Source organism: Streptomyces pluripotens (assembly GCF_000802245.2).
Taxonomy (GTDB): Bacteria; Actinomycetota; Actinomycetes; order Streptomycetales; family Streptomycetaceae; genus Streptomyces; species Streptomyces pluripotens.
The window spans coordinates 4606642-4624864 of the sequence record NZ_CP021080.1 but is presented as its reverse complement, the minus strand read 5'-3'; the positions used below and the strand labels follow the sequence as shown (position 1 = coordinate 4624864).

The following is an 18223-nucleotide window of genomic DNA, read 5'->3' as shown; positions in this document are numbered from 1 at the left end:
CCGGCTGGTGACGTCCGCAGGACGGCGGCCGGGACGGTGCGACAGTGGACGCAGGGTCTTCCCTGTACGCGAGGGGCGGCGTTCGCACGGCTCGGCGCGGTCTACGGACGGTGCGCGACCTCGGCGAGGAAGGCTGTGCCCACCCCGCGCGGCAGGGAGTTGTCCACAGCTCTGGGGCGGAGTTGGCCAAGCGTCGGCAGCGTCTGGTTCGCTTGAGGCATGGCAATTCTCTGGCTGCTGATGGCGCTGCTCCTGATGTGCTTCGCCCTGCTCCCGATGGTGCGGCGCAGGCGCGGGGCGATCAAGCAGGTTCTCCCGGGGCCCCCGAACGCCACGGATCCGGCGCTCTACGGCTTCGTCGGCCAGGAAGAGCTTGACGTGCGCGTGCCCGCCCGGGACCAGGAGTTGCTCGAAGTCCTGGAGCTGGTGCAGCGCACCCAGGACTACCGGCCCGCCGCCCAGTTGCTGGCCGGCACCGGGTCGGAGAGTGAGCAACGCTGGCAACGGGTACAGGCCCTCGCGGGTTCGGCCGCAGTGGAGCTGCAGCAGCAGCCCGGCGGGGTACACGAGATACCGGGCGGTCAATGGCTCCGGGTGTGGCGGGCCGAACAGCCCGAGGACGCGGGCGGTGCCGCCGTACACGCGGAGTTCCTGGTGCAGCAGGCCTGGCGTACCTCGGCACCGGGCACGGACGACTTCCGGGCCGTCATGGGGGAGGCCCGGGAGGCCTGTGCGCAGGCGGCCCTCCTGGCCCCGGGCGATCCGGTGCCGTACCTCGTCGAGTTGTCCATCGCCCGTGGACTCGCCTACCCGCAAGACGAGTTCGACCAGCTGTGGCTGAAGGTCCTCGACCGCACGCCACATCACATGGGTGCGCATCTGGCCGCGCTGCACTACTGGTGCGAGAAGTGGCACGGCTCGCGCGAGAAGGCGTACTCCTTCGCCGAGGCCGCCGCGGCCCGTGCGCCGCACGGCTCGCTCCTGTCCGCGCTGCCGCTCTTCGCGGTCTTCGAGCACCTCCCGGAGGTGAACCTGGTCAGGGGTTTGTACCGGAGCGAGGTGGTCGTCAGGGCGATGCACGGCGCGCTGCACGCGGTGCACACGGCCGATCCCGGCGACCCGGTGGTCGCGCACGTCCGCCATGTGCTGGTCTTCTTCCTGGTCCGCGCCGAGCGCTGGGCGGAGGCCATGGACGAGCTGACGCATGTCGACGGTCACGTCGGCGCGCTGCCCTGGACCCTGAGCAGCGATCCCGCCGCCGAGTTCGCCCTCTACCGCGCACTCGCCATAGCCGGCTACGAGGCCGACGGTGGCCGCCCGGCGCTTCTTTCCGGCTGACCCACCTGATCGCGACGCCTCCCGATCCCGATGTCGCCGTGCTCCCCGGAGGACGAGGGCCGGTGCTCCCCGGAGGACGAGGGCCGGTGAAGAGAGCCTGGGCGGCATGCCGGATCCCCACTGACCCGATCGTCGGGCTTCCGGGCGTGTTGGACTGGGCTGGCCCGGCGTGCCGTCGTGGCCGGACTAGCGTCGATCGGCATGGGACGTGGGAAAGCAGGAGGCACTGCGGTGCCGGCGGTCAAGTCATCACGTGTCAAAGCGATGCCCCTGCCGATCATCCTGGGACTCTCCCTCGCCTTCACGGTCACGGTCGTCGACCCGCTGGTGCTCAGCCTGAATCTGCCCCAGGTGGACCGGGCCCTCCATGTGCCGCCGCAGCTCGTCGGGCTGCTGGGCGGAGCCGCGACACTGGTGATGGCCGCTTCCGTGCTCGCTGCGGGTAGCCTCGGGGACACTTTCGGGCTCAAGCGGCTGCTGATGCTGGGGCTGACCGTCGTCACGGTCGTCAACCTGCTTTCTGTGTTCTCTCCCGGCTACGGTTTCCTGCTGGCCATGCGCTTCCTGGACGGGCTGGGCATGACCGCGCTGCTGGGAGTACCACTTGCCCTGCTGAAAGTGTCGGTGCCTGCTGAGCAACGGCCGACGGCCATCGGTGTCCTGATGGCCGTCGAGATGGTCCTTTGCGGGGTGATCCCCGCTTTCACGGGCTGGGCGGTGGCGGCCGTCGGTTGGCGGTTCCTGTTCCTCATCGCCCCGCTGCTGTCTCTGGTCTCGCTCTGGTTGACGGCCCGGTACGTCCCGAAGTCCCCGGTCCAGCAGGGCCGCCGCCTAGACGTGGCGGGTGTCAGCCTGATCGGATTGGTTCTGGTGACCCTCGTCGTCGGCCTCGGCGCGGCGCAGAACGGTGTGGCCCGGCCCCAGACCTGGGTGCCGCTGGTGATCAGCGCAGTCGCCGCCGTGCTCTACGTGCTCCATGCACGCCGTACCGCCCAGCCCGCGTTGGACCTGGCGCTGTTCCGCAGCTCACCGTTCAGCGTGGCCCTGGCTGCGGCCGTCACGTTGAACTTCCTCGGGGTTGGACTCAGCCTCGTCCTGGGGCAGTTCGGCAGCGTGGTGCTGTCCCTGTCCCCCGAGAAGATCGGCCTGCTGTACCTGCCCGGCACCCTGCTCGTCGCTGGTGCCGTGATCCTGGCCGGGCGCCTGGTGGGAAAGTACACCCCGCGGCCGGTGATGGTCACCGGCCTGCTGACGATGGCAGCGAGCGGGCTGCTGCTGGCGGGCACCGCCAGCCCCACGATGGCGCTGTGGCTGCTCGTGCTGGCCACCTGGCTGTGCAACCTCGGGGCGCTGGTCACCTCCACGTCCGTGTCCGAGACGGTCCTCTCCCAGGCACCGCCCGGACATTCCGGCACGGTGGCCTCCGTTCAGATGGCCTTCGCGATGACCGGCTCCGCACTCGGCCCCACGGTCTACCTCCTGCTCTTCAACTTCTTCTTCCAACGGCAGTGGCTGGCGGACGCCGCGGCACGCGACCTGTCGGTGGGTGAGGCCCAGCAGGCTGTGGACGCCGTGAGCAGCGGAATGGCACAGAGCCCCGGCGGCAACGTATACGATCCGAACCTGCTCCGGCAGGCCTCGGGACTCCGCCTCGGGCTGGACTTCACCGAGGCCCTGCAACGCACCATGCTGATCGTCAGCATCCTGCCGCTCGTCGTGGCGGGACTGGCCCTCGCTCTGATGCCCCGCCGCGAGAATCCCGGGCGCAGGGCGCGGTCCGGGCCGCGGCGAAGACGATGATCCGCGCCGTCATCCACCACCGCCGCCGGACACCACTGCCGCCGGACACCCCCACCGAGCGGGTCTGCCGGCCTTCCCTTCCCGATCACCGTGGTTGATCACAGCGGTGCAGTGAGCGGTCTGGATTCGTCACCGGGTGTTCCAGCGGGGACAATGGGGCTCCCGTGCCCGATGAGGTGGTGACGATGCCCGCTTGGCATCTGCGCGACTATCACGACGACGATCTCGACCAGGCCATTGAGGTCTGGGACCAGAGCCGCCGGGCCGACGAGGACCGGGTGTTCCCGGTCTCCGAGGTGATGGCCGCGGCCAAGGCCGGTCAGCCGGCCGTCGTCGCAGTGGTCGGCAGCGAAGTGGTGGGCATGGCCGTGGCACAGGCCCACGGGAAGCGGGGGTGGATCCTGCAGGTGGCACTCGCTTCCCGGTGGCGTGAGCGCGGGATCGGCAGTGCTCTCCTCGGCGAACTGGAACGGCGCCTGCGGGCACTGGGCGTGCGCCACATCAGTGCACTGCTACCCGCCGGGGCCGCCGGGACGAAGGCGCTGGAGAACTCCGGTTACCAGGTCCGCACCGACCTGGCCTACTACGAGAAACTGGAGCCCTCCGGCACTGCCAACACCGACGTCCTCGCGGCGCTGGGCGGCCGGGTCCTACCCGAGGGGCTCTGGGACGCCATGGCCGGCATGGAGCGGGAGAAGCAGGTCGTCGAGCGCCGTCTCGTGCTCCCCCTGAGCGAGCCGACGCTGGCAGACCACTACGGCGTCGCCCCACCCAAGGCGGTCATCCTCTTCGGCCCACCCGGCACCGGGAAGACCAGCTTCGCCAAGGCGGTGGCCTCGCGGCTCGGCTGGCCGTTCGTGGAACTCTTCCCCTCCCGACTCGCGGCCGATACGAACGAGGGTCTCGCCACGGCGCTGCGGGAGACCTTCGCGGATCTGGCGGAACTGGACTCGGTGCTGCTCTTCATCGACGAAGTCGAGGAGATCGCCGGGGAGCGCTCCGGAAAGGCGGTCGACCCCGGGCACGGGGTGACCAACGAGTTGCTCAAGCTCATCCCCGTCTTCCGTGAGCCCGACGCACGCCTGCTGGCCTGTGCCACCAACTCGGTGCGTTCCCTCGACGCTGCTTTCCTGCGACCGGGCCGGTTCGACTACGTCATCCCCATCGGCCCGCCGGACCCAACCGCCCGCGCGGCGATCTGGGCCCGCTACCTCGGGGCATCCGCCCGTTCGGTGAACCTTGGCCAACTGGTCGAGGCAAGCGAATTGTTCACCCCGGCCGACATCGAATTCGCCGCTCGCAAGGGCGCACAGGCGGCGTTCGAACGCGAAATCGCGCAGCGCCAGGGCCTCCCGGCCACCACCGAGGACTACATGACCGCCATCGGCGACACCCGGCCGTCGCTCACCGCCAGGGCGATCCAGGAGTTCGCCGAGGACATCGACGAGTACAGCCGGCTCTGAGACCGGTGCCGCTGTTCCAAAGACGTCGATGACCGACGACCGACAGACGCTGTCCAAAGGCACGAACACCCTCGACGAGCGGCATGGGCCGCGGCCGGCCGGTGGCAGCGGCTTCAGCTCGTGCCCGCACACGCGGGTCTCACGCCCTGGGCATCCGATCCTCACACCTGGACCCCTAGGGACGCTCCTCGGGCATCACGCGGGCAGCGACGAGCCCGAGGGCAGCGGCGGCGACGGCGCTGCCGATCGCGACCCACAGCAGCACGTCGCCGATCGCCGCCGCGAGACCGTCACTGGTGGTGCGCACCTCGATCAGGGTTGCCCCGGCGGCCACGCACATGCCGGCGATCCCGATGACGATGGCGAGTTCCACCCCCGAGGCCTGACCGACCCGCTCGGGCGGGACGACCGCCTGGGTCCCGCTGCTTCCCATCGTCCACCCCATGCCGTAACCGAACCCGGTCAGCGCGAGACCTGGAAGGTAGGACCAGAGGTCGCCGTTGAGGGAGACGAGGAAGAGGCCGACCGCACCCACCAGGGTCATCACGACCATGGTCCGCGGAACGTCGAAGCGCTCACCGAGGCGTCCGGAGAGCGGCGCTGCCACACCGGCGGCGACGGACGCGGCCAGGAAGATCATTCCGGCTCCGAGAGGCGTGTGCCCGGCAACCTGCTGGAGGTAGATCGTGACGCCGTACATGGCCAGGACGAAGGAGATGTTGGCGACGGTCGACATGAACGTGATGACCACATAAGGCTTGTTGTGGAACAGATCGAGCGCGACCAGCGGCCACCGCGCCACCCGCTCCCTCACCACGAACCCGGCCAGCAGCAGCAGTCCGGTCACCGCGACACCGACGGTGACTCCAGCGGGCCAGGCCCGCAACCGGTCCACCGTGATCGTCACCGCAGCGATACCGAGAGTCACCATGCACAGCCCCGGCAGGTCGATCGAGCGCGGCACGGTGGTGTCCCTCGACTCGCGCACCCCGAGGACGACCATGACGATGGCTGCCGCGCCGATCGGAACGTTGACGAAGAGCACCACGCGCCAGCTCAGCAGTTCCGTGACCCCGCCGCCGAACACGGGACCGAGCGCCAGGGCCAGGGCCCCCATCCCGTAGGCGTCCCCGATAACCCGCATCGTCCGCTCCGGCGGATAGGCGTCGGTGATCACTGCGATGGCCAGCGGGAACAGCACCCCCGCGCCGGCACCCTGGGCGATCCGCATCACGATCACGGCGCTCGGGGTGGAGGCGAGGCCGGCGCCCAACGAGCACAGGGCGAAGACGACCAGACCAGTGATCAGCATCCGCCTGCGGCCGAGGATGTCCCCGAGCCTGCCGCCCGGGATCAGGGTGGCGGCCAGCGCCAGCATGTAGCCGCTGATCACCCACTGCAGGTCCGTGGTGGTCGTCCCCAGGTCCGATGCCATCCGGGGCAGCGCCAGGTTCAGTGCCAGGAAGTCGAGTTGCACGACGAAGATGCACATCGAGGAGGCGATCAGCGTCATCAGGGGACGTGGCGCCCGAGGGTCGGCTGCGTGCAAGCGACGCACGGCGGTCTCGCCGCCATGGCGCTTCCCCCGAGGGTGACCGAAGTCCATGGCGCTCTCCCGTGTGGCCGCCTGCTGCCGATGCCCCGTTCGACACGGCCCCGGACGAGGCTCACCGCCCTGGGGCCTGCCCGGACGGCTGCCACCGGGCCGACCTCGGTCGGGGCGAGCACGGCGACTCCGGCGGCCGTTACCGTGGCGTACTCACTATGCGGGAGAGACAGAGGATTCAAGAGTATTTGCCCCTGTTTCGACGAGCGTCGCGCATGTCGGGCGGACCGCACGCCGCGGCGTGGCGGACGGCCTGCCGGTTCCGGTGCCGCAGCGGCTACCCGGCACGGCGGTCGCCCCCGGGCCCCCACCCGCGCCTGCGTCGCCGTGCGCTACCTCCCGGTGCCCGGCCCGGAGCGAGCCGGTGGCGAGCCGCCCGGCGCGCTCCGGGCCGGTCCGCTCAGATGGTGGCCGCGTCGATGACGAAGCGGTAGCGGACGTCGCTCGCCAGCACCCGCTCGTACGCATCGTTGATCTCGTCCGCGCGGATCAGCTCGATCTCGGCGCCCAGTCCGTGCTCGGCGCAGAAGTCGAGCATCTCCTGGGTCTCGGCGATGCCGCCGATGCCGGAGCTGCTCAGGCTGCGTCGGTTGCCGAACAGCGACTGGAGGACGATCCGCACCGGTTCCTCCGGGAGACCGAGGTTGACCATGGTGCCGTCCGTGCGCAGTAGCGACAGGTAGGCGGCGAAGTCCAGCGGGGCGGAGACGGTGTTGATGATGATGTCGAACGTGCCAGCCAGTTCCTCGAAGGTCTTCGGATCGCTGGTGGCGTAGTAGTGGTCGGCGCCCAGTTTCAGCCCGTCGTCCTTCTTGCGCAGGGACTGCGACAGGACGGTGACCTCGGCGCCGAGCGCGTGTGCGATCTTCACACCCATGTGTCCGAGCCCGCCGAGGCCGACGACGGCGACCTTCTTGCCGGGACCGGCGTTCCAGTGCTTGAGCGGCGAGTAGGTGGTGATGCCGGCGCACAGCAGCGGGGCGGCCACATCCAGCGACAGCCCGTCGGGAACACGGACGACGTAGTTCTCGTCGACGACGATCTTCTGGGCGTAGCCGCCCTGGGTGGGCTGCCCGTCCTTGCCGACCGCGTTGTAGGTCAAGGTCGGGCCCTCGGCGCAGTACTGCTCCAGGCCGGCCTTGCAGTTGTCGCACTCCCGGCAGGAGTCGACGATGCAGCCGACGCCCACGCGGTCACCGGTCTGGAACCTGGTCACGCCCGGGCCGACCTCACGGACAACACCGGCGATCTCGTGACCGGGAACCATCGGGAAGTTCGCCTTGCCCCAGCCTTCCCGTGCCTGATGGATGTCAGAGTGGCAGATGCCGGCGAACTCGATGTCGATCAGGACGTCGAACTCGCCGACCGCGCGTCGCTCGATGGTCGTCCGCTCCAGCGGGGCCTTCGCGGCGGGCGCGGCGTACGCAGCAACAGTGGTCATGCCGGGGTTCTCCTAGCAGAGGTCTTCGCCCCCGGCTGCCTTCCTGCCGGGCACGGCCTCCAGACTGCCGCAGGCCCGACTGACCGGCCCAGACCACGGCCTTTCGTACGACTGCCGTGCCTACCACTGGCGGGGTCAGGCTCCTGGGCCTACGACCAGGAATACTGGACGCATGGATGGCAGGAGCGGACAGCCGGAGGCAGCAGCCGGCCAGCCCCTGGACCGGCGCGCCGAGCTGAGCGAGTTCCTGCGCAGCCGCCGTGCCCGGCTCAAGCCGGAGGACGTGGGGCTGCCCGACTTCGGACGGCACCGCAGGGTCCCCGGGCTGCGCCGCGAGGAGCTGGCCCAGCTGGCCGGGGTGTCGGTGGCGTACTACACCCGCCTGGAGCAGGGCAACGGACGGAACGTCTCGGCGGAAGTGCTGGACTCCATCGCGCGTGCCCTGCGCCTGACGGACGCCGAGCACGCGCACCTCACTCACCTGGCCAAGCCGAAGTCGCACAAGAAGAAGCCGACGGCACGGCAGCAGCAGGTGCGCTCCTCACTACGGCAACTGCTGGACACGATGGACGGTGTCCCGGCGTACGTCGTCGGCCGTCGCTCGGAGATCCTCGCCTGGAACCGGATGGCGGCAGCGGTCTTCGGTGACTGGGCGGACCTTGCGCCCGGCGAGCGCAACTGGGCGCGCATGGTGTTCCTGCGCCCCGAGTACCGCGACCTGTTCATCGACTGGGAGCAGAAGGCGATCGACATCGTCTGCGCCCTGCGCATGGACGCGGGCCGCCATCCGGACGACCCCCGGCTGTCTGCTCTGGTGGGTGAACTCTCCGTGAAGAGCGACGAGTTCCGCCGGCTGTGGGCCACCCATGACGTCAAGGAGAAGAGCCACGGCGTCAAGCGTCTGCACCATCCCCTGGTGGGGGACCTCTCCTTGAATTTCGAGTCCTTCCGCCTGCCGGACGGCACGGACCAGTCCCTGGTGACGTACCACCCCGAACCCGGCTCCCCGTCCGCCGAGTCCCTCCGCCTGCTGGCCAGCTGGGGCGCGGACGCGGGCCGCCCGGTGCCGTCCGCCTGAGCCTCGCCGCCCGGTCCCGGGCTCCCGGGCTGGCCCGCACCACCGCTGATGACGCCGTTGAGGCCGGAACCCTGCTGCGGGACGGGACCGGCCCTGGTGGGCGTGCCGGTGCGTTTCCCGGCACACCCGACAGGTGTCAGGCCTTGACGTTCTCCTGCACCGTGATCTTCCCCTTGCGGATGGTGGCCAGACGCGGCGCCTTCTTGGCGATCGCGGAGTCGTGGGTGACCATGATGAAGGTCAACCCGTGCTCCTTCCACAGACGTTCGAGCACGTCCATGATCTCGTCCCGCATACCCTCGTCGAGGTTTCCGGTCGGCTCGTCGGCCAGCAGCACCTTGGGCTTCTTCACCAGGGCCCGGGCGATGGCGACGCGTTGCTGCTGGCCGCCGGACATCTCCGAGGGAACATGGGCCAGCCGTTCCCCCAGGCCGACCGATTCCAGTGCTTCGGCGGCTAGTTCACGGCGCTCCTTGGCCTTGATGCCGAGGGGCACGAGGGCCGTCTCCACATTTTCCTGCGCGGTGAGGGTCGGGATGAGGTTGAAGGACTGGAAGACGAATCCGATGTTCTCGCTGCGGAGTTTCGTCAGACGGGCCTCGGATTGTTTGGCCAGATCCGTTCCGTCGAGCACTACTTCCCCGGAGGTGGGCCGGTCGAGTCCGCCGAGCATCTGGAGGAGGGTGGATTTCCCGCCGCCGGTCGGGCCCTGAATGACCAGGCGGTCGCCGTCGCCGATGGTGAGGTCGATGCCGTCGAGGGCGTGGACCGCTTCCTTGCCGCGGGTATAGCGCTTGGTGACGTTTCTCAGTTCGTACATGTGTGCTCCTGGATGAGTTCGGTGGTGGTGCGCGTCATCGCCGGTCGCCGGTCGGTGCGACCGCTCCGCTGGGTGATCGCTACTCCACCCGCCGCAACGCGTCCGCCGGGCGCAGTCTCGACGCCCGCCAGCCGCCGAACGCGCCGGCGATGAGTCCGCCCGCCACCGCGAGGCCCACCGCCAGGCCGATCGTCGTGACGCTCACCGGCGCGGTGAGGGCGACCTCAAGGGACGTCGCCGCATGGCGGCCGAAGCCACCGCCCCGGCCTCCGAACCCTCCGCCCGGCCCGCCGAATCCGCCGCCGGTGCTGCCCAACTGGGCCTGGAGGGTGGGGCTGATGGCGGTGACGGCGTACGCACCCGCCAGACCGAGCCCGATGCCGAGGGCGCCACCGACCAGGCCGTTGACGATGGCCTCGCCGACCACCTGCCGGGTGACCCGGCCGGACTTCCAGCCCAGCGCTTTGAGGGTGCCGAACTCGCGCACCCGACGGGAGACCGCGGAGGAGGTGAGCAGGCCCGCGACCAGGAACGCGGCCACGAGCACCGCGATGGACAGCCAAGTGCCGACCTTGGTGGCCAGCGAGGAAGCGGTGGACAGGGAACCCGAGACCGTCTTGGCGAGGTCGGAGGAGGTGGTGACCGTCGTACCCGAGACGTTCTTCTGGATGGCGCTCTTGACGGTGTCGATCTTCTGGGAGTCGGTCGCCTTGACGTAGATCGTGGTGACCTTGTCCTTCTCGTCCGCGAGGGTCTGCGCCTGCTTCAGCGGGATGTAGAGGTTGGCCGCCGAGTCACCGCTGGTGGCGGTGGCGATGCCGATCACCTTGAACGCGGTGCCCTTGATGGTGACGGTGGAGCCGACCTTGTACGTCTTCTCCTTGGCGTACGCGGAGTCGGCCACCGCCACCTTGGCGTTCGTCTCACCGGCCTGGAAGGTACGACCGCTGGTGATCTTCGAGGAGGTCAGCGGGCCGATGCCGGTTTGGGTGACGTCGGTACCGAAGACGGAGTACTGGTTGATGCTGAAGTCGGCGCCGCCGCCCTTCACCTCCCCCTGTGGCTGGCCATTGCCACCCCGCCGGAACCCTCCGCTGCCGTTCTGCTGGAACTGGCCGCGGGTGAACTGACCACTGACCTTGACCACGTTGAGGCTCAGCCCGCCAGCGGCCTGCGAAACGCCCTGCTGGTCAGCAACCTTGGTGACGGTCGAGTCGGCCAGGGTGGTGAAGCCCTGTACCCGGACCCGGTCGCTGCTCTGCTGGGACGTGTCGTCGTTGTTCCGCGCGTCGAACCGGAACCGAGGCTGCTGGGAGCTGCCGGCGGACGGCGTTGCCGCCTTGGTCACCGTCATGTCGGTGCCCAGGCCGTACAGCGACTGCAGAACCTCGTCCTGGGCCTTCCCCATGCCGCTGGACACGGAGTTGACGACGATGACCAGCGCGATGCCCAGCGCGAGGCCAGAGGCGACGACGAGAGCCGCCTTTCTGCGGCGGCGCAGTTCGCGCCTCAGGTACGTGAAGAACATGGCCCGCACGGTAGGTACCGGCCGTGATGACACCATAAAGTCGGCATAAGAGAAGCATGAGAAGGAAATGACCGGACCGGGCCCAAGAACACCGATGCACCGATGCCGACCCCGGCGGAGGGGCGGCATCGGTGCTTCAGGTGTGAGGTGCGGGCCGGGAACGGAGTCAGACGGCCGAACCGGCCTTCCACTGCGACCAGTCCATGTTCCAGCCGTTGAGGCCGTTGTCCGGCGCGACCGTCTTGTCGCCGGTGTTCTGCACGACCACGACGTCACCGACCAGGGAGTGGCCGTAGAACCAGGCGGCCGGGGTGTTCGGGTCGTCCGCGCCCTTCTTGTCCTGCAGGCCGACACAGCCGTGGCTGGTGTTCACGCTGCCGAAGACGGACGGCGCACCCCAGTAGTTGCCGTGGATGAAGGTGCCGGAGGTGGTCAGGCGCATGGCGTGCGGCACGTCCTTGATGTCGTACTCGCCCTTGCCGTCATCGTCGGTGAAGCCGACGGTGGCACCGTTCATGCGGGTCTGCTTGAACTTCTCCGAGATCACCATCTTGCCCTCGTACGTGGTGTGATCGGGGGCGCCGGCGGAGATCGGGATGGTCTTGATGACCTTGCCGTCCTGCGTGACCTTCATCTGCTTGGTCTTCGCGTCGACGTAGGAGACCTGGTTGCGACCGATGTGGAAGGTGACCGTCTTCTGCTGTACGCCGTAGACGCCGTCTGCACCCTCGACGCCGTCGAGGGACAGCTTCAGGGTGACGGTGGAGTTCTCCTTCCAGTAGTCCTCGGGACGGCAGTCCATGCGGTTGGCGTTGAACCAGTGGCAGACGACCTCCTGGCCGCTGCTTGAGGTGACCTGGACGCCCTTCTGCACGGCCGCCTTGTTGGTGATCGCCTTGTCGAACTTGATCGACACCGGCATGCCGACGCCGACGGTGGAACCGTTGTCCGGGGTGAAGGTGCCGATGAAGCTGTTGGCCGGGGCGACCGTGGTGAAGGAGGCGTTCTCGTGGGCTATGCGGCCCTGGGAGTCCTTGGCCTCCGCGGCGACCTTGTACGTGGTGGACCGCTTCAGCTGGACGTTGGGCTTCCAGCTCTTCTTGTCGGCGGAGAGCTGACCGGAGACGGCCTGGCCGTCCTGGGTGGTCATGGTGACACCGGTGAGCGTGCCCTTGCTCACCGTGACGGCTGCGGAGTTGTTGATCGAGGCGTTGTTGGAGCCGTCCTTGGGCGTGATCCTGATCTGCGCCTCCGACGACTTCTTGGCCGCCGCCTCGTCGACCTTGGCCTGCGAGGTATCACCCTTGTCGCTGCCCGAGGCCTTGGCATCGCCGCCGGAACAGGCCGAGAGCACCAGCACGCCACCGAGCAGAGCGGACGCGGCCATCAGACCCCTGCGCCGCTTACCGTCCGTCATCACAAGCTTCTCCATCGTTGCCGAGTCGCGAAAAACCCCGAGAGTCCCCGTAAGAGCTTTCAACGCTACGACCGTGCCGCCCCGTTCCACGTCTGGTGGATCTGTGGGCCACACCACGTCCACGGCGCGCGAGCGGTGCGGAATCCGGCCCGTGCGCCCTCTTGGGACGATGGAACCCCGGACGGCTGCCGTCCGGGGTCGTGGACATCCCGGTGCTGCTCAGCCGGTACCGTCCTCGTCGTCACTCACCTCATCGTCCTCGTCCAGATCCCATTCGGGCGAGTCGGGGTCGTAGTCGATCCGCTCGCTGGACCAGGAAGCCTGCTGGAGTTCCACTCCCGGTACGTCGCCGACCAGGTCGAACGGGTCCACGAGGTAGGCGAGGGCCTCCGCAGTGTCCTCCGTCACAGCGCTCTTGGCGTGCGCCCGTTCCTCCTCGGGCAGCTCGGGATCCTCGGCGAGCCGGCGCAGCGCGGCCTTGGTCACCTCGCCCGCCTCCTGGACTTCGAGGACGAGCTCCACCCGAAGTCGCACAAAACGTGATGTCTCTTCAACGCTCATGGCGGGAGCGTACGACCGAGGCCCCCCGTGACTTTCCTGTGACCCGCGCCTTTCACTAACATCGCTCCACACGGCCAATTCGCCAGCGTCACAAGGGGATCGTATTCCGTGTCATCTGCTCGCCGCCCACTGCTGACCGCCACCGCGGCCGGCACCCTGCTCTGCGCACTGTGGTTCGTTCCGTCCGCGAAGGCGTCGCAGGGCCTCCCGGCGAGCGGGACGGCGGTGAACTCTGTCCAGGCGCGCTCCGCGCCGCAGGTCACGCAGCAGGGTGGGGCACTGTCGACGACCACCACCGGCACGGCACAAGCGGCGGGCGACGCCGAACTGGCCGACACCGAACTGGCCGACACCGGCAGCCCGGACACCACGCCGTATGTCGTGGGCGGAACCCTCTTTCTCGCCATGGGTGCCGGCTTCGTGGTGTATTCGGTGCGTCGCGAACGTATGGGCTTTTAGCCTTTCTTGACGAATCCTTGACAGCCGACACATAGTTCACGCATGAAGAGATCATCGGGCGTGCGGCTGTGCGCCACCGCAGCTGTGAGCGCGCTGTCGCTCGCCCTCATCACGGGCTGTTCCGACGGAGAGTCGAAGGGTTCCGCGGACACCGGGGGCAAGGAAGCGGCGAAGCCTGCGGCGAAGACGCTGAACGCCGCCGAACTGAAGAAGCTGATCATCGCCAAGGGCGACGTTCCTGGTTTCAAGGTCCAGGAGATCCCCGGCGGCACCCCCGCCAGGGGTACGGTCAAGGCCGGCGACCCCCAGTGCACCCCGCTGCTGGACGTCCTGACCGGCCTGGCTCCGGCGAAACCGGCTGCGGAGACCAACCGCATGGCCATGCAGGACAAGAAGGCCCCCACGGACGACGCAACGTCCATGGACGACATGACCGACGGCAAGCTCAAGGACGCGATCAACAAGTCCCTGATCCGGGACACCACGGTGGTCGCCCTGTCCTCCTACGACGGGGACGGTGCCGAGCAGGCGCTGAAGTCCGTCTCGGACGCGGTGAAGGCCTGCGCGAGCGGCTTCAAGGGCTCCCAGGGCGGTACCAAGGCGACGTTCACGAAGGTCGCCGAGGAGAAGTCCTCGGGCACGGGTGACGCAGCGATCGCTTTCGCCGCGACCAGCGCGGGCGACGGGGAAACGGCCGTGGTCCACGCCGAGGTCGTGCGGCACGGGAACGCCCTCGTGTCCTACACCACGATCAACATCGGCGCGATGATGGCGAAGCAGGCGTACAAGGTGTCGCCGGCGGTCGTCAGCGCCCAGGCGGCAAAGCTGAAGTGACGTTTCGGGGCCCCGGCCGGCGGATTCCAGTGCCGGGGCCCCTCTCCTCACTGCAGTGGGCCGGTGACCGTCTCCGCGGCCACCACCAGCTCTCCCCCACGCACGAACGCGTCGGCGGCGGCCAGGTCGGGCGCCAGGAACCGGTCAGATCCCGGGCCCTGCACACCGGCGGCCCGTACCGCCTCGATGACGGCCTGCGAGGCGGGGGCTGGGGACAGGCCCTCACGCAGTTCGACGGCGCGGGTGGCCGCGTACAGCTCGATGGCGATGATCCGGGTGAGGTTGTCCACGGCGGTGCGCAGTTTGCGCGCGGCCGACCAGCCCATGGACACGTGGTCCTCCTGCATGGCGGAGGACGGGATGGAGTCGGCGGATGCCGGTACGGCGAGCCGCTTCATCTCACTGACCAGCGCGGCCTGCGTGTACTGGGCGATCATCAGCCCGGAGTCGACACCGGCGTCGTCGGCGAGGAAGGGCGGCAGACCGTGGCTGCGGTTCTTGTCCAGCAATCGGTCAGTGCGGCGCTCAGCGACGGACCCGAGGTCGGCGGCGGCGATGGCGAGGAAGTCCAGGACGTAAGCGACCGGGGCGCCGTGGAAGTTGCCGTTGGACTCCACCCGGCCGTCGGGCAGCACGACCGGGTTGTCGACGGCGGAGGCCAGCTCCCGCTCGGCGACGAGGCGGGCGTGTGCCAGCGTGTCCCGCCCGGCGCCGGCGACCTGCGGGGCGCAGCGCACCGAGTAGGCGTCCTGGACGCGTGGTGCGTCGTCCTGGTGGTGCCCGGTGAGGCCGGAGCCCTTCAGCACGGCGAGCATGTTGGCGGCGGATGCGCCCTGGCCCGGGTGCGGACGGATGGCGTGCAGCTCGGGCGCGAGGACCTTGTCCGTGCCGAGCAGCGCCTCCAGGCTGAGGGCGGCGGTGATGTCGGCGGACTTGTAGAGGGTGCCGAGGTCGGCGAGAGCCATGATCAACATGCCGAGCATGCCGTCGGTGCCGTTGAGGAGGGCGAGCCCCTCCTTCTCCCGGAGTTCGACGGGCTGGATACCGTGCTCCGCGAGCAGCTCGCCGGCAGGCCGGACCTGGCCGTCGGGGCCCTCGGCATCTCCCTCCCCCATGAGCGCCAGGGCGCAGTGGGACAGCGGGGCCAGGTCGCCGGAGCACCCCAGGGAGCCGTACTCGTGCACGACTGGGGTGATTCCGGCGTTCAGCACGTCGGCCATGGTCTGCGCGACCTCCGGACGCACACCGGTGTGCCCGGAGCACACGGTCTTGAGCCGCAGGAACATCAGGGCCCGTACGACCTCCCGCTCGACGCGCGGGCCCATGCCGGCGGCGTGCGAGCGGACGATGTTGCGTTGCAGCTGGGCGCGCAGTTCCTGGCTGATGTGCCGGGTCGCCAAGGCTCCGAAGCCGGTGGAGACGCCGTAGACCGGGTCCGGCTTCGCCGCCAGCGCGTCCACGATCTCCCGGGCCGCCGCGAGGGCCGCCACCGCCTCCGTCGACAGCTCGATGCGGGCACCGCCGCGCGCTACGGCGAGAACGTCGGACGCCGTGACACCGGACGTCCCCACCACCACAGTGTGCATATCCATATTCAGGAGCCTACGCATTGAATGCATAGATGTCACTAGTGGAGTACGGGTACGACCCTTACCGCAGGGTGTGGGCTTCGCCTCAGACGCTGCGCCCCCGGAAGCGGCGCCGCTCCGGCCGGGACGGCGGCGGCTCGTCCGCCAGCCGTACGACCGGGTCGTCCGGCCCCTCCCGGCCCGCCACCACCGGATGTTCGGCACGCAGCGCCTTGGCGCGGTATTGCGCCGCATCCGCCAGCCGGAACAGCCGTCGGGCATCGCGCACCGGCCCGATCGGATCCTCGGTCGAGGCGACGCCGCACGAGACCCCTTCCCCCAGCTCCAGCTCGGCCGACCTGCGACACAATTCGTCCGCGGCCTTCACCACGTCATCTGCGGGCCGACCGGTCGCGAGCAGGCAGAACTCGTCCCCACCGAGCCGGGCCGCCAGGGCGCCCGGCACCATCGCCCCGCACAGCGAGAGGACCGAACCGAAACGTTCCAGCAGCCGGTCGCCGACGGCGTGCCCGAGGGTGTCATTGACCCGCTTGAGCCCGTTGAGATCACAGACGACGAGACTGACGACCGTGCCCCGCGCACGGTGCCGCTCCACCGCCTCCTCCAGCCGCACGTCCACGGCACGGCGGTTGGCGAGGCCGGTGAGCGCGTCGGTGTAGGCGAGCCGGCGGGCCTCCTCCAGCCGTTCGGTCTGCGCGATCCCGGCCGCGACGACCGCGGCCAGAACGGTGGCGAAGTCGGCGTCGGCCCGCTCGAACACCGGCTCACCGACCGCGCGCGCCACGTACAGCTCGCCCCAGGCCCTGCCGTGCAGCACGACCGGCGCGACCACGCAACAGCCGCGGCCCCGGCGGCGCAGGGCGGCAACACGCTGGTGGAAGTAACCGGGGGTGCCGGCCGCCGGCCCCTGGGCCGTCTCCACCCAGGCGTTGGGGCCGCCGCCTCCCGCCCACCGCTCGTGCAGGAATTCGGTGATCTCCGGGAACTGGTGCACCGGGTAGGCCTCCGCCTCCGGGAACTCCTCCTCGTCCGGTGCCCGGTCGCCCACGTTCGCGAGGACGCGCAGCCGACCCAGCTCCCGTTCCCACACCGACAGCGCCGCGAAACTACCGTCCAGCGCCCGGCAGGCGCCGAGCGCGGCGGCCTGCCACGACCCCCGCGGGGTCTGCGCCGCCGCCATCCCCTGCGCCAGCGCCACCACCGCGGCGAGCCGCTTGTCCTCACCCATCACTCCAGGTTAGAGAGTAAATCGGACGAATGGTGACATTGTGCGGCGATCAGGTGGTGGCTGCCGCGATACACCGAGGGCGCGGGCCGACCGCAGGGGCGCACCCACGCGGTGGAGCCGCGCCGCGCCCCCTAGGTCACCGCACCGGGTGCCCTACTCCCCGGGCCACTCCGGCTTCCGCTTCTCGTTGAACGCCGCCACCCCCTCCGCCCGGTCCCCCGAGAACGCCACCGACCGCCACGCCGCGTCCTCGACCTCAAGCCCGGCCCGCAGATCCAGCCCGTGCCCGAGCCGCAGCGCACGCTTCGCCGCCCGCAGTCCCACCGGCGAGTTCCCGGCGATCCGCGCGCCCAGCGCCAGCGCCTCCTCCCGGTCTCGGCCCTCGTCCACCAGCTGGTCCACCAGCCCCAGTCCGGCAGCCTCCACCGCCTGCACCCGTCGCGCTGAGAAGATCAGCTCGGCAGCCCGCGCCGCCCCGATCCGCCGCGGCAGCAGTTGCGTACCACCACCCCCGGGGATCACACCCACCGACACCTCCGGCAGCCCCACCACGGCCGTACGGTCGGCCACAATCAGATCGCAGGACAGGGCCAGTTCGAAACCGCCGCCCAAGGCGAACCCGTGGACCGCCGCGATCGTCGGCATCGGCAGTTCCAGCACCCCGGTGTAGGCCCCGCGTGCCACCGGCCGCTGCCGCACCAGGTCCGCGTCAGTGAAGGAGTTGCGCTCCTTCAGGTCAGCGCCGACGCAGAACGCCCGCTCGTGCGAGGACGTCAGCACGACCACACGAGCATCCCGGTCGACGGCGAGCGCGGCACATGCCCCGGCGATGGAACGGGCCATCTCCGTCGAGACGGCGTTCATGGCCTTGGGCCGGTCCAGTACCAGCTCCGCGACCCGCCCATGCCGCCGCACCAGCACGAACTCGCCGAACCGCTCCTCGCTCATAACACCCTCCGGTTAACGCGGGTTAACACACTGTGCGCCTGATCATCGCAGCCGTGCCCCCTCCCGGGAAGCCCGGGGGGCTACGCCCGTTCGAGTGATGTCCCGGCCGTCTC

The 18223-nt window shown here is 69.6% G+C and carries 15 protein-coding genes; 6 read left to right on the top strand and 9 right to left on the bottom strand.

Going from position 1 to position 18223, the window contains the following annotated elements:
• Nucleotides 1–219 precede the first annotated feature (219 nt).
• The 3 genes from LK06_RS20955 to LK06_RS20945 all read left to right on the top strand — a co-directional run bounded on the left by LK06_RS20955 (nucleotide 220) and on the right by LK06_RS20945 (nucleotide 4601).
• Nucleotides 220–1338: a hypothetical protein gene (locus tag LK06_RS20955; RefSeq protein WP_039653005.1), complete on the top strand. Its 1119-nt coding sequence runs from the start codon at nucleotides 220–222 to the stop codon at nucleotides 1336–1338.
• Nucleotides 1339–1602: 264 nt separating this feature from the next.
• Entirely contained in the window at nucleotides 1603–3138 is a 1536-nt protein-coding gene (locus LK06_RS20950; protein WP_043433542.1) for an MFS transporter, read from the top strand.
• Between the two features lie 185 nt (nucleotides 3139–3323).
• On the top strand, nucleotides 3324–4601 hold the full coding sequence (locus tag LK06_RS20945; protein WP_039653003.1) for an ATP-binding protein: 1278 nt from the start codon (nucleotides 3324–3326) through the stop codon (nucleotides 4599–4601).
• A 175-nt stretch (nucleotides 4602–4776) separates the two neighbouring features.
• On the opposite strand, the gene LK06_RS20940 is transcribed toward LK06_RS20945, so the two are convergent.
• Together LK06_RS20940 and LK06_RS20935 are read right to left on the bottom strand one after the other, a co-directional pair.
• Nucleotides 4777–6114, bottom strand: a complete 1338-nt coding sequence (locus LK06_RS20940; RefSeq protein ID WP_086083722.1) for an MFS transporter — start codon at nucleotides 6112–6114, stop codon at nucleotides 4777–4779.
• 493 nt (nucleotides 6115–6607) lie between these two features.
• Complete coding sequence (locus LK06_RS20935) at nucleotides 6608–7648, bottom strand: NAD(P)-dependent alcohol dehydrogenase (RefSeq protein ID WP_039653000.1); 1041 nt, start codon at nucleotides 7646–7648, stop codon at nucleotides 6608–6610.
• Nucleotides 7649–7820: 172 nt separating this feature from the next.
• On the opposite strand from LK06_RS20935, the gene LK06_RS20925 reads away from it, so the two are divergent.
• Nucleotides 7821–8726: a helix-turn-helix domain-containing protein gene (locus tag LK06_RS20925; protein ID WP_039652998.1), complete on the top strand. Its 906-nt coding sequence runs from the start codon at nucleotides 7821–7823 to the stop codon at nucleotides 8724–8726.
• Between the two features lie 136 nt (nucleotides 8727–8862).
• Here LK06_RS20925 and LK06_RS20920 read toward each other — a convergent pair whose 3' ends face one another.
• From LK06_RS20920 to LK06_RS20905, 4 genes are all read right to left on the bottom strand, one after another.
• Nucleotides 8863–9546: an ABC transporter ATP-binding protein gene (locus LK06_RS20920; protein WP_039652996.1), complete on the bottom strand. Its 684-nt coding sequence runs from the start codon at nucleotides 9544–9546 to the stop codon at nucleotides 8863–8865.
• Between the two features lie 79 nt (nucleotides 9547–9625).
• Nucleotides 9626–11074: an ABC transporter permease gene (locus LK06_RS20915; protein ID WP_039652994.1), complete on the bottom strand. Its 1449-nt coding sequence runs from the start codon at nucleotides 11072–11074 to the stop codon at nucleotides 9626–9628.
• Between the two features lie 166 nt (nucleotides 11075–11240).
• Nucleotides 11241–12491, bottom strand: coding sequence for a L,D-transpeptidase (locus LK06_RS20910; protein WP_039652992.1), 1251 nt, complete (start codon nucleotides 12489–12491; stop codon nucleotides 11241–11243).
• Nucleotides 12492–12710: 219 nt separating this feature from the next.
• The gene (locus LK06_RS20905) at nucleotides 12711–13052 is read right to left on the bottom strand and encodes a hypothetical protein (RefSeq protein WP_086083426.1); all 342 of its coding nucleotides are present in this window, start codon (nucleotides 13050–13052) and stop codon (nucleotides 12711–12713) included.
• A 108-nt stretch (nucleotides 13053–13160) separates the two neighbouring features.
• Between LK06_RS20905 and LK06_RS20900 the strand changes: the two genes are divergently transcribed.
• Together LK06_RS20900 and LK06_RS20895 are read left to right on the top strand one after the other, a co-directional pair.
• On the top strand, nucleotides 13161–13511 hold the full coding sequence (locus LK06_RS20900; RefSeq protein ID WP_039652989.1) for a hypothetical protein: 351 nt from the start codon (nucleotides 13161–13163) through the stop codon (nucleotides 13509–13511).
• A 42-nt stretch (nucleotides 13512–13553) separates the two neighbouring features.
• Complete coding sequence (locus LK06_RS20895) at nucleotides 13554–14345, top strand: hypothetical protein (RefSeq protein ID WP_234367463.1); 792 nt, start codon at nucleotides 13554–13556, stop codon at nucleotides 14343–14345.
• A gap of 47 nt (nucleotides 14346–14392) precedes the next feature.
• Here the strand turns inward: LK06_RS20895 and hutH are convergent, their stop codons facing one another.
• The 3 genes from hutH to LK06_RS20880 form a co-directional block, all read right to left on the bottom strand.
• Nucleotides 14393–15931: a histidine ammonia-lyase gene (gene hutH, locus LK06_RS20890; protein WP_039652986.1), complete on the bottom strand. Its 1539-nt coding sequence runs from the start codon at nucleotides 15929–15931 to the stop codon at nucleotides 14393–14395.
• Between the two features lie 88 nt (nucleotides 15932–16019).
• Nucleotides 16020–17162, bottom strand: coding sequence for a GGDEF domain-containing protein (locus LK06_RS20885; protein WP_039652984.1), 1143 nt, complete (start codon nucleotides 17160–17162; stop codon nucleotides 16020–16022).
• Between the two features lie 153 nt (nucleotides 17163–17315).
• On the bottom strand, nucleotides 17316–18110 hold the full coding sequence (locus LK06_RS20880) for an enoyl-CoA hydratase/isomerase family protein (protein WP_039652983.1): 795 nt from the start codon (nucleotides 18108–18110) through the stop codon (nucleotides 17316–17318).
• Nucleotides 18111–18223 lie beyond the last annotated feature (113 nt).